The organism is Hyphomicrobium sp. MC1, assembly GCF_000253295.1.
Lineage (GTDB): Bacteria > Pseudomonadota > Alphaproteobacteria > Rhizobiales > Hyphomicrobiaceae > Hyphomicrobium_B.
Map to the genome: position 1 here is coordinate 3311480 of NC_015717.1, position 13340 is coordinate 3324819.

The 13340-nt window shown below is 57.6% G+C and carries 5 protein-coding genes; all 5 read right to left on the reverse strand.

Annotation, left to right across the window (positions count from 1 at the left end; genetic code table 11):
* Positions 1 to 76 precede the first annotated feature (76 nt).
* Positions 77 to 4843: a pentapeptide repeat-containing protein gene (locus HYPMC_RS15990; RefSeq protein WP_013949068.1), complete on the reverse strand. Its 4767-nt coding sequence runs from the start codon at positions 4841 to 4843 to the stop codon at positions 77 to 79.
* Positions 4844 to 4995: 152 nt separating this feature from the next.
* Entirely contained in the window at positions 4996 to 8790 is a 3795-nt protein-coding gene (locus tag HYPMC_RS15995; RefSeq protein WP_013949069.1) for a hypothetical protein, read from the reverse strand.
* A 243-nt stretch (positions 8791 to 9033) separates the two neighbouring features.
* On the reverse strand, positions 9034 to 11289 hold the full coding sequence (locus HYPMC_RS16000) for a serine/threonine-protein kinase (protein ID WP_013949070.1): 2256 nt from the start codon (positions 11287 to 11289) through the stop codon (positions 9034 to 9036).
* 190 nt (positions 11290 to 11479) lie between these two features.
* A complete protein-coding gene (gene sctU, locus HYPMC_RS16005) occupies positions 11480 to 12523 on the reverse strand; it encodes a type III secretion system export apparatus subunit SctU (protein ID WP_013949071.1) in 1044 nt (347 codons plus the stop codon).
* A complete protein-coding gene (gene sctT, locus HYPMC_RS16010; protein ID WP_013949072.1) occupies positions 12520 to 13338 on the reverse strand; it encodes a type III secretion system export apparatus subunit SctT in 819 nt (272 codons plus the stop codon). The genes sctU and sctT overlap by 4 nt, the downstream gene beginning before the upstream one ends.
* Positions 13339 to 13340 lie beyond the last annotated feature (2 nt).

The window sequence follows — 13340 nt, forward strand, 5'->3', positions numbered from 1 at the left end:
AGTGGTGATCAATCTCCAGTCGCGCCGCGCTGGCGCACCAAATCGGATCTGGAGACCACATTGTTCCAGCGTGCGTCTATCCTCCAAATTTTCTCCAGCTTCTGGGAATTACAGACGACATAATATCATCGAACTCTTTATTACCCCGGGTTTTCTCCGTGAGCTGCATTTCCAGCTGATTGAAAACAACTGAAGTGCATGTGAATGCGCTACCTTTACCAGCTAACTCGCTTAATCGGCTGTCAAGTCCTCGCAGGCCGCCCGGATCGAGCTCCTCAGCCGTGTTCAGGCACGCGATGGTAAGCCAACGCACGGCTTCCGGAGATTGATACTCCGTTCCAAAAAGATGCGCGCTGCTCAACTTCGACAGCATCGCTCCGAAACAGCGCAGGTAATGGGCCTCCTTGTGTGGGTCTATTTCATCACCCGCTCTCCTACGGATCAAGGAGCCCGCCATTTCGCGGAGTCGCGAATGGAAAGTGTCCGCAAGACGAATCAACTCTGGCGTCTGCTGTGGATGAGGCACGCCCTGGAGATTTGTCAGAGGCCTGAGGCATTCTCCCAGCTCCTGCTGCTTCTCATTCTCCACCCATTTCCTCTCGTCAGGAATTGATCCTGACCCCATGACGGACGCGTCCATGACGTCACGCGCGAGGGAAGGCGGAAACAGCTCCTCCGCGAGAAAACGTGTCTGGCTGGATTTTCTATAGTCGAGCCAAGCCGTGTGCAGCATTTTTGAGGTTGCAAGTTCGCGTTCACCGACATCCCGCCCGACCATCGGACTCCATTTCTGCTTTCCGTCATCTCCGTCACCAAACCTGAGCGCCGTTACCCCCTGCCAGATCGGCTGCTGCCCCCGCTGCACGCGCATACACCCATCGAAATAATTGTTCGTCATCAATAGCACAGCTTGCCCGTCTTCGGAGAAGATCGGAACAACAACCTCCTCCATCATTTCTTGCTCAGCCAAGACATAGGATTTCAGAGATGTCGACGTCGGGGCTTTCGAAGCCCGTGATTGGAAGACAACAGCGCCACCTTCATCTACTCCTGGCAGTAGATCGAGATAAGTATTGACGAGACCGGCTGCTTTCGCTCGGGCGTCCACGAGACGGCCCTTCTTGTCGTCGCTCCTTTTCGCTAGTTCGTCCTGATACGAATTTCCCAGCAGGTTCTGCACTTGGAAAATGGCCATGCCCAACTGCTGCACCCGCTGCCGCCCTCCATCCGGCAACTTCTGCGCTTTCGCCAATTCGTCACCAATTTTTTGCAGCATCACTTCCAGATATTGGAGCGAGGCACCCCGCGAATTGACGAGATTTTCCGAGAGTCGTTTTATGGAGAGCGGGTCAATCTTAGCGTTCGCACAAAATTCTCTGATGTAAGGACTTTTCAAAAGGGCTGGATCATAAGCAATTGCGGTCGCTATGTTACGAACATAACCTCGCAATGCTGGATTATTCCATTGCGTGCGGGAGAGGATGGCCTCCATCATTTGAATTTTTTCGTCTATGAACTCGTCGGACAGACTGATAATGGCCGTCAGCCAACTCCTGTTATTGGCTAGATGGTTGAATGCTTGGTCATAATAATGATGGTCGTTCTGGAAGAACCCGGTGTCGAGGAGGGCTCTAAAATCCTTACAAATTGCCGACACAGTCGCCCTATCGAGCTTAGCATCGAGCAGATTACAACGCCCCGTTATGAACGTCGCCAGAGTGTGCTCTCCTGGATTTTCGGCCACTCGCACACCGCGAAGATCGGCGCCGATGAAATTGACATCTTTAAGTACCACCTCCGATAGATCGACATTTGTCAAATTTGCATCGGTAAAATTTGTCGCCGTGACTTCGGCCTGACGCAATCGCGCACCCGACAAGTCGGCTCCGGTCAGATCGCTATCGCTCAGTTTGGATTGAAAGAAGTTCTTTCCCCGCAAATCCTGTCCGACGAGGAAAGACCCAGAAAAATTGGGGCCAGCCACCTCGCTGCTTCCGAAATTGGCCTCCCGCAAATTGGCACCAATGAAGGAACAACTCTGGAATTGCTTTCCGGATATGTCGACGTCCCTCAAGTCGGCATTGGAAAATTTTGCCCCTCGAGTCTCGCGTGGAAATTCCGCTCCCTTCAGATCAGCGCCACTAAAGTCAGTCTGGCTTATTACACTAAAATTCCACCCCTTCATTTTCGCATTTGCGCAATCGCCGGACGAGCAATTGATGCCATGAGCAGTAAATCCGGAGAAGTCAGCCCCTCTCATGAATGGCATAAGTGGCGCCAGCAAAGCGCGAACCAAGTCCTGATGTCCCGGCCTTTCCAAGAACACATCACGATTGCTGACGAACATTTCGCCGATCGCGCGACCGAGGCGTAGCCGGCCATCGTCAGAGAGATTCGCAATGGTGGCGAAATGGCCTAGTCCGTATTCGAAATAGGGGAACAAGGCTTCTCTCGAGATGCCCCTCTTCCTTACGACCAAGTGCAACGCCCCCGCCATGCGCGACAGCGCAACGCCCGACGATGGCCACTCCGCCTTGTTGTTTCTGTTTTCATCGAGCCTGCGGAACAGAGGCATGGACCGAGCCATCTGAATCTCCATCGGCAACCCCTTCAAACTTTCAAGGAGCGCCGCCACGACCTCATTATGAGCCGTGCCGTTCGATACCAGGTCAAGAAGCTTCAGCACTTGATCGCTCAGTCTGGCGTGAGTGTCAGGCGCCTGCCCCTGAAGCACAATCGCCAAACTGGTCAGCACACGGCCATCGGAGAGTAGCGCCGGATCGCAGCGTTTCACCTCAGCCATCAGAGCCTGCACCGCAGGCTCCCGCCTGTCCGCCGGCAATCCACCAATTGCCTGTGCCAGCGAACTCATGAACGCGACTTGGTATTGCTTTGGCACCACTCCCTTTGCGGTTTGTCGTCCCAGTCCCTCGCGAGATAGATCTTTCAACGTAACGTCGGGCCTGACCGCCTCGGAAAGATGATCCTTCAACACATCCACCCAAAGCTCCTCATCCATCTGCCCATTCCGAAGGGGCAGGGTCATCAAACCGGTAAGCACGGTCCCTGCCGCGATCGCTGCATCCGCAGGCGTATCTGCGGCAGCCATGGCTCTGGCTATCTCCGCCCCGGCGCCTTCGACCATCCCACGCTCCGCCAATTGCCCGAGCAGGTCCTCAAGGGTCTCCAGCAGTCTGCCAGCATGCTCCGCCGGCATCGCCAGCGCAGCGCTGACGGCGTCGAACTGGGCCAAGTGCGCTTCCAGCTCCGCTTCCGTCCCCGCCGACACGTCGCCTTGCCCGGCGCGGCCCAGCGCCGCCACTATCGCATTCCTCTGCAGACTTCTCATCTCTGCTGTCCGATCCCGTCTTTCCGACAGCAGCCGCGCCTGCGTCGTCAGCCCGGCAAGTAAGGTGCGCCCGTTGCTTCCCTTCGCCATGCACGCTTGATACAGCTCCCGCGCCATATGCGGGGACAGCGCCGCCACACCCTCTTTCAGCAGCAAGACCCGATCCGACAGCTCTCCTTCTCCCGGACGTCGATCGCCGCCTACCGCACATGCCTTCGTCAATTCCAGCAACCGCAGCCCGAACTGGTCGATCCGCGTCGGATACGCCATCGTCTCCGCCGCAAGGCGCACAGTTTCCTGGTCTTGCGCATCGTGCTTACAGATCTCATCAAACTCCTCAGCCGAAAGGTTCTGGAGATCGCCCAATATCCCGACTGCGACCGCGCGTAGTGGATCCTCTTCCGACGAGCTGTCAGCGCCGGTTGTCGGCGGCAAATACTTGTCCGGAGCCCGCGCCACCTCCCGCTGCAGCAGTTGGAGATAGCGATCCTTTTTCCTGACCCGACTTTCCGCTGAAACGTCGCCGACATTGAAATCGACTTCTTCAGCGATTTCAGCGAACGCAGCCGTGCCGGGGCCGTATTTCTTCGCGACCTCCGATATCGTCGCCTGCTTCTGTTGTTCTTCGAATTGCCGGACGATCTTTGATGCCTCGTCCATGATCGAAGGCGCAACCGGCTCACCCGTTTTGATCCCAAGCGCCACAAGCGCGTGTTCCGCGACATCACGGGGAACGTATCGATCCGTGCCATCGCCGCGCAGTGCGTTCAGCGCCGCCTCATAGCGCATCTTGATGTTCCGCTCGGCTCCGCCAGCCCCATTCGCTCCAACCGGCTGCTTGCCCTTATTATCCTGCGCCGCCGGTGGCGCGTCCGCGATGCGATATTGATCCGGATTCCACGCAACCTGTCTCAAGACCTCTCCCGCCAGAGCGCGTAGCGCAGCCCGGTGGGCACCATGATCATCCGCCTGCGGTAGATACCGGTCCGGAGATTGACTGACCCGACGAAGCAACTCTGCTCGGTAGGTATCCTTGACGGCCGGCGTAAGACTGCCCGAAGGAAGGCCACAATCCGCGGCGAGTCGGGAGAACACTGCCTGACGCTCAGGCGCGTATTGCAGCGCCAGCTGCGCGACCAGGGTCGATTTGTTCTTATCGTTCAGGCCTTCGACATGCTGGTGGGCCTGACGGACCTGTCCGACCGTAATCTCAGAGCTGGCGCTCGCATTCCGCAGCGCATTCGTCGCCTCGCGCTCCGTCACATAACGGTTGCCATCACGAAGATACAGACGCACTGCGTGACGCAGTGCCTGCGTCTCTTCCGATCTGCTGCCGCAGACGAAGCGTACGATCCGCTCAAAGAAACCGCGAGGCGCGGTGGTGATGTCACCCGTCCGTCTGTCAATGCGAAGCTGTTTGCCCGCCTCAACGTTGCCCTGCAGCTCCCGTGCGACGGAACGCGCTAACTCGCTGACGCTCCTAATGGCCGGCATGTAAGGTCCTTTATGCCAGATGATTAAAAAAGGAAATGGACAGGCTCACTCATCCGCAACCGCAGGATTCAAAACCCCACTCTTTTTTATGCTCGCGGACTTTCGCCGCTGGAAAAGTGAATGCCTGCGCACCGCTGCAGCTGAGACTGTCTCTACGAGACGCCTAGCCGCCCATGCTCCCAATCCACCATGTCATGCAGAGGAGTGCTCAGCACATGGTTCCATGGCTCGCGCATAAAGTTACGGACTTCATCCCTATGCTCACGCTTGATAGCTCCGGCGACAAAGTCGTCCATGGCTGTTTCCAGCCGACCCGAAGGTGGACGGCCATCAAACACTTCCTCTAAGAGCACATCATAGGTTCTTGGGCTGGACGCCTCCAGCATGGTCATCAGGAGGGCATACTCGTCGTCGGCCTCGTGGCTAACCACAACGTTCACGCCTTCGGGCTTCGCGCGCGTCCGTATATAGTTATGGCTATTCTGGGATGTCGCGCGGAGAGAAGCGTGCCGATCACCGGGCGCAGGTTTCACCATTCCGGATGTCTCGATGAAACGGAGTTTGGGCAGTTCATTCGCCCTCTCCGTGATCGTCATATTGTCGGCCACGATATCGAGATGATAGATGCCCCTCAGATGAAGCAGGTTGAGCTGTCCGCTGATGTCCTCGAAATTCCGCAATTGGAATTTGCCACGTCGCCTCTCCAGTCCGTCGAGAGGTCGTCCGTCGAGATAGTCGTTGAATCGCACTCCCATTTTACGGCTATAACGGCCGATCCTCACGCCATCCGCGCCGACACCTTGCGGAACAGGAATAAATGGAACGAAGCAATCCAGATCCGCGTATTCGACGGGGTCCGCCGGTGGCCCAACTAATTCTGTCTGAGGAGCATCTGTCCGAGGCGCGCGCACGACAAAGTCACGCACTCCTTGAAAAAACCTGGCATTATTGCCCGTGCCGAGATGGAATGACCTTCCGCCCCCCGGTGCATTGCTGGGAGGGGGGTCGGGGATGCTCATCGTGCGCGGCATGCCGTGCCGCCTCGCAGTGGCATCGTCACGAAAATGGATATTCGTCATGGCGCCCAGGCCGCGCGAAGAAGTGGTTGTCACCACCTTGGCCGGTGACCCAGGCTTCTTGTCTTCCTCAGCGAATTTGTCAGCGATGCGCTGGCGATTAGCTTTCCAGGTCCTCTGAATGCGTATCGCCGCACCCAGAGGCGTCAATTTCGCGGCTCGAGCTTCCCTCCTAGCCTTACGTATCTCAGCCGGAGTCATTTTGTCGGTCTTCGGCTGAGATGCAGGCGACGATGCGCTCGACGGCGTGGCTTCGGCGGTGGCCGACTTTGGCAGCCCTGCGCCGCCTGACTGATTGACACTGCTGCCGGTTGGCCTGCGCGGTCCCAAGACGACATTGGCCTTGATCACCTTACGGATGAGAGGCTCTAGCCCCCCCAACCGCTCGAACTCCGCCACGGCATACGCGCCCTGAGCGTCAACCAACCCAGCGAATTCAGCCTTCAGCGTACTTGATAAGGTGTCGAGAATAAATCCGCTTGGCGGACTGTCGGGATTAAGCTCTTCCATGATAAGGCGCGCCAAGCGATCGCGATCACCGAGATAGTTGAGACCCAGTTCCTTGAGTGTTGCGCGCGCGACGACGAGGTCGGTGGGCAGCGCGATATGGCCCGCTTGCCCGATCGCGGAGGTTCGTTCCTCCTTTTGACGCACATCATCGCGTCGAGCTTTGTCGGCGTCCGAGGGCTGAACCGCGGGCTCGCTTCTCTTTGGTGCCAGCACTTTCTTGAGTTCTTCTGACAGGAAGCGCAGATACGTCTGAAGCTGCGCCATTTCGGGCGAACCAGGCGCCACGTTGCCCATGGACCTGAGCACCTCTTTCACGTGCCTCTCGAGCACATAGGCCGCCTCGGGCGTCAAGGTGGTGATCCAATCGCCGATAATGCGTTGATCCAGATTCTCTTTGGCGATCCCTAAGGCACCGCCCTGTGCGGTGAGGAACTCTTTCACGGCCTGCAGCGTACCGAGTTGCCGCCTCAAGTTCCTCTGCCACGTCACCAATTCCTTCATCTTCGCTTCATCTCGCGAAACGCCAGGCTGCGACAGATCGGAGACTGCGCCGTCGACAGCTTGCAGCTCCTCCTTCAGAGCGGCCTCGTCTTTCACTCTATCGACGAGTCCGCCGGTCTTGTCGGCCAAGCACTGGGTGAATTCCTCGGTCGCCTGCCCATTGCGCTGTGGGTCGCCTGCTTTCCCAGGCCCGACTAGGTTGTTCACCGCATCGGTCATACGTGGAGTCCAGTTCACGACATCCCGAATATCAGGAGCCAGACGAACAATCGCCTGATCGACAAGAACCTCCACCTCTTGACGACTCAAGTCGGCAGGCGAGCCACCACCCTGGCGTCGCATCTCAGCCTGCCGACTGACTTCCGCCATGATTACACCCTTCACATTCAGCAGAACTGCGTCTTCCAGCGTTCCACCCGGTGTCGCCAGCACTCCAACTTGAAACAAGCTGCGGTTGAGAAGGTCTGGCGTCAGCACTTCACGGGTTTCTCTCAGAACAGCGCCGCGCTCATTCGCAAACCGGGCGCCAGGAAGTTGAGTTTGAGCGCCCCCCGCTGCTGGCGGCGGCTGCGCCGGCGGTTGCGCTGAGCCGGCTATCGCTGCTGGCTGCGGCTGCTGTGCTGGCGGCTGCGCTGCGGGACCGGCTTGTGCCCGCGCCCGCGCTTTCGCCTTCTCCTGAGCCTCTCGTACATGGCGATCTGCGAACCCGCTTAGGTCGTCGAGTATTTCCAGGGCGCGTTCAGGACTCTTCATGCCCGCCGCACGAGCCATGCGATCCGTGATGGTGACTGTCGTCCGGGCCTCGTTTGAGCTAGCAGCCCTGATCGCGCCAATCTGTGCGTGAGCTGAACTCACACCCCCACGCTCGCCCAAAGCGGCAAGCGCCGCCATCGAATTATACCACATGCTTGCCGCGAGATTGGCGGTCTCACTAGTAACGTAACCGACACGCGCTTCAGCGTCCCTGAATACACGGTTGGCAGTGGCAGCACATACCAGCGCACGCCCCGCTCCCTGTGGGGACATCGCCTGCTCGAACCGCTCCCGCGCCTCGCGTGGCGTCAATTCGTTCAACGCTTGCCTCAACGCAGTAAGCTTAGCGTTCCTGATCTCATTGTCGCCTGGCGACCGCCCATTGTTCGCAGCCTCGGCACTCGCCAACGCCGTGATATGGAAACGCAGGACCGCAGCCGCCAGCTCCTTCGAGCCACTGTCACGCGTCCCCAGCAACCGCACCAGCTCTCCTGCCGCGACACGAGCAAGCTTCAATGCACTCAGATGCTGAGAGATCGCCGCTGTGTCGAGACTGGCGACGTAGCTCAACGTTTCCGTAGCCTTCTCCCGCACACGCAGCTTGTCCGTCACCGGCCCATCGGCGGCGTAGGCGAGACGTTGCTGAAGAAGCTCCATATAGAGCTGCTTCTGATGGACACTGAGAGGCTCCGGCGGAACGCCCGCCATCGCCGCGATCTTGCCGAACGCCGCCGCTGCCGGTGCGCAGCGCAACGCTGCATCAGAAGCCGTCTGGCGCTGCTCCTGTTGACTCAACTGCGTCACGTACGCTTTCAACTGACGCACCTGCCCCGCCGTGATCGGCTTGCCAGACGCTTCAGTTCCAGAACGCACCATGCCGAACGCCTGCTCTGCGATGGCGTTGCCAAAGTTCGTCCGCACCTCGTGCAGAAGCGCCCGCTCCATCGTTCGAGTCCCGGGTGCATCCGTGTTCCTGAAGAGCTGCAGAAATTTGCCGAAGATGCCGCGCTCGGCCGTTGTGACATCGCCATCGGACTCCAGGCGCAGGACGGCATTGTCCTTCAGCCCGGCTGATCTGGCGACAAGGTGATCCAGTGCGACAGGCATGCGCGATTTCCACGAATTGACACGTCTCCGATCATCGCAGGCTAGTCACCAGTCTCCAAAAACCGCATCATCAGAAATGGCAATAAACGTGATCAATCGCATTCGTCTGCGGACGCGCATTGGCTCCAGATGGAAAGCAACTTGGGACGGCGTTGAAAACCCCAGCATGAACGAACGACCATCAGCCATGGCGCACAACGGCCGCCAAACGGCGAACGCGGGTCTCATTATTCGCCACCAATACTAAGACAATCTGCCGTGCTCCCAATCCACCATATCGTGCAGTGGAATGCTCAGCACATGGTTCCAAGGTTCGCGCAGAAAGGCCATGACCTCCTGGCGATGACTTGGCTTGATAGCTCCGGTGACAAAGCTCTCCATCTCTTTTGTCATAGCCTTCGACGGAGGCTTCGAGTTTCTGAGCATTTTGGAGATTTCATCGTCGGCCTGTACGCTGCGGGCATTCAGCATTAATATCAAAAAGGCATATTCGTCGTCTGCCCTGTGGTCCGGCACGACCCGCGTTCCCCGTTGATAGAGGATCTCGCCGGAAGTCTGGTCATAGTCCACCGCACGAACCTGCCTTGTCCGACGATAAGTCATGACTTCCGCATCAGGAAAGGCATGCCTCTGTCCGGGCGCGTACTTCACCATCCCATCGGTATCAACAAGGTGGAGCTTGGGCTGTTCGCCCAGCAGTCCTTCCACGATCGTCATGTTCTCAAGCTTGATATCGAGATGATAAATACCGCGTTCGTGAAGCTGCTTGAGCTGACCACTGATGTCTTGAAAATTCTGCAGCGGGAAACGGCCGCGTAATTTTTTGCTTGATATATGATCGTAGAGGTTATCTCCGGCATTTCTGGCAATCTGAAGCGTTTCGGAACGCGCAGCACTTTCCATAATCGTTATGGATGGAACGAAACAGTCCAGATCCCCGTAATCAACGGGCTTAGCCCGCACTTCCCTTTTTACAGCAGGTGCGGTTGCATTTCGCAGAATGAAGTCGCGCGGCGCACGATAGACCGTGGCGTACGATCCTCTACCCAGCTCGAGGCTGTGATGCTCCTTTCCGTAAGCGCTCATCGTACGGGGCATGCCGTGACGTCTTGCCGTGGTATCGTCTCGAAAATGGACGTTCGCCATTCCAAATTTATTGATTCTTTGACCTTCGGGAGTCTGCGCCTTCTCACGATTGCTTTTATATTGGCTATAGACGAAATCGACTGGCGGTCCAGCCTTCGAGTCTTTCTCAGCGAATTTGTCAGCGACGCGCTGGCGATTAGCTCTCCAGGCCCTCTGGATGCGTGTCGCAAAAAAATTCGGCGTCGCTTGTTGTAGTTGAGCAATCCTCTTTACTTCACCCAAACTCTCTGGGTCGGCTCCATCCCGAGGAGATTCATGAGACGATGCACTGACCTGCGCCTCTTTCTCTAGTGCTTTTCCGGCTAGGAGATCGCTCTTCGTCTTCAGGGTATTGATCTTTTCGGCAGCATCGGAAACCCCTCCGCGCTCTCCCAGAAGAGTGAGCGTCGAACTCACCAGAACCCGCACGGCCTGCTCCAGGTTAACGGCCCGACTGCCGGTCGGCGCCCCCGCTTGCTTGAACAGTTTTTTGAAAGCGTCCGCATGTATCGTTGCATGCCCCGTCCCCAGCGGGGACATCGCCTCTTCGAACCGCTCTCGCGCCTCGCGCGGCGCCAATTCGTCCAATGCCTGCCTTAAGGCTGTTTCTCTCGCGAGCGAGATCTCATTCTCGCTAGGCAACTGCTCGTTGTTCGCTGCCACCGCACTCACCAGCGTCGTGGTATGAAAGCGCATGACCGCAGCAGCCAGCTCCTTCGAGCCGCTCTCACGCGTCCCCAACAACCGCACCAGCTCTCCTGCTGCTTCGCGCGTAGACTGCAATGCTCCTCGTTTCTGGCAGATCGCCGCCGTGTCGAGGCTGGCGACGTAGCGCAGCGTTTCCGCAGCCTGCGCCCGGACATGTGGCTTGTCAGTCACCGGTCCACCGGGGTCGTAGGCCAATCGCTGCTGAAGAAGCTCTATGTAGAACTCCTTCTGATGAACGCTGAGAGTCTCCGGCGGAACGCCCGCCTTCGCCGCGATCTTGCCGAACGCCGCCGCTGCCGGTGCGCAGCGCAACGCTGCGTCAGAGGCCGTCTGGCGCTGTTCCTGCTGGCTCAACTGCGTCACATAGGCATCCAACTGACGCACCTGCCCCGCCGTGATCGGCTTTCCAGACGCTGCAGTCCCCGAACGCACCATGCCGAACGCCTGCTCCGCTATGGCATTGCCGTACCTCGCCCGCACGTCGTGCAGAAGGTCCCGCTCCATCGTGCGAGTCCCGGGTGCATCCGTGTTCCTGAAGAGCTGCAGAAATTTGCCGAAGATGCCGCGCTCGGCCGTTGTGACATCGCCATCGGACTCCAGGCGCAGGACGGCATTGTCCTTCAGCCCGGCTGATCTGGCGACAAGGTGATCCAGCGTGACAGGCATGCGCGATTTCCACGACTTGACGCGTCTTCGATCATCGCAGGCTAGTCACCGGTCTCCCAAAAACGCATCATCAGAAATGGCAATGGCCTGCAAGCCTTTGTGGAACGGTATCGGGCGCGCCATAATCATGTTCGCACCCGATATTGCTGATCTCCCCAAGGAATGAACTGGGCTTGCGGCGCCAAAGGGATCAATGGGGCGTCAGATTCTGAACCGCTCGCAGTACTTCTGCGAAAGATTCAATCAGATCGGTCGGTATATGCTGGTCGATCCCCCCTTCATCGAGCAAAGCGCGGGCCAATGGCACATTCCGCATAACCGGCACGCCGGCCTCCGTTGCTGCCTCGATCATGCGATACGCAACTGTCCCCTTGCCCATTGCAGTAACAATGGGCAGTGGCGTCGTATCCCGATCATAGAAAATAGCAATTGCGATATGAGTGGGATTGGTGACCAATACTGTCGCCTTCCGGGCTCGATCAACACTGCCTTCTTGAAGCATCTGCTGATGGAGTTGCTTGCGCATACCCTTGACCTCAGGGTTACCTTCGCTCTCCTTGTATTCGCGCTTCACCTCGTCCTTCGACATCATGTTCTTCTTGTTGAACTGCCACTTCTGGAAGAAGTAGTCGCCGGCGGCAATGATTACAAAGGGCGCGGTGCACCAAGTCGCGAGGGTGAATAGCATCTCGCCCAGAACAGCACGTAGACAGGGCACGCCACAACTCGGCGCCAGCACCATGGCGTTTAAACCATCTCGAATGATGATGTAGATGATAAAAGATAGTACGGCGATCTTGATCAGCGACTTCAGGAACTCGATGAGATTTTGAAGACCGAAAGTCTTCTTGAAGTATTGTGCCGGGTTAAGCTTTTTCATCGATGGCTTCACCGCCTCGAAGCTCATCAACAATCCGAACTGCCCCGTCGTCGCGACGATGGTGCCGATTACCGCGATCATCAGGAATGGAATGAGGATGATGATCATCGCCCAAGCAAAATCCCACAGAAGAGGTGGTGCAGCATCCATGAGATCCAGATCGAGAAACGGAACTGGGAGCAGGATTAGACGCTCAAGACGCTCGACTAACCCTGGCAGGGTGGCAGCCAGCAACGTGAAGAAAGACAGGATAAGGAGGGATGAGGTAATCTCCTTGCTGGAAACGACCTGCCCCTTCTTTCGCGCATCGCGTAACTTCTTGGCCGTAGGTTGTTCTGTTTTCTCGCCACTCACTGCAGCCATCCGCGGAGCAGAGTGAGGGACCCGGCTTGCTCGGCGAGGCGCTGTGTCAAACCATGCATGATGGCGCCGAGCGAAAGGATCAGCACGAATATGCCGACCGCACTCTTCACCGGCATGGCCATGAAAAAGACCTGCAGCTGTGGTGCGAAACGGCTTGTCAGCGCCAGCCCCATCTCTGAAAGGAACATCGCCATCAGTGCCGGCCCGGAAATCAGCAGAGTCAGCAGCATCACGCGATCAAGCATAGCAAGTGTCTCTGGCACCAAGCCTGAATTGAACTGAGGCAACATATCCCAGACTGGCCAGAGCGTGAATGAGCGATAGAGAAGGTCGAGCAGGAGTAAGAAGCCGCCAGCAGCAAACATCCACACCGTGTAGAGCTGCGCCAACAGAATTCCGAGCGGCGAGGACTGGTTGCCTGTGGCCGGATCCATTGAACTCGCCATCGTCGATCCGCGTTGGTTATCGATCATGAAACCTGCGCCTTCGATCCCCCAGGAGAGCACCGCGAAGGGCATGCCTATCATCACGCCCAACAATGTTTCCTTCAGCACCAGCGCTAGCACCGCAAACAGATTGAGCTCCGCTAGATTTGTCGGGCGAGTATTGAACACCAGCACCAGTGCAGGCAGCGCCAGTGCAACTAGGACGCCGTTGCGAGCCAAACCGGTCAGCACTCCCTTTCCGAGAAATGGCGTAATCAGGAATACCGCCGTCAAACGCGCGATGCCGATGCTACCGACCACCATGAACTCCCGCAGCAACGAGAGATCGCGGCCAGCTAGCAGGTCGGCAAATCTATCCATGG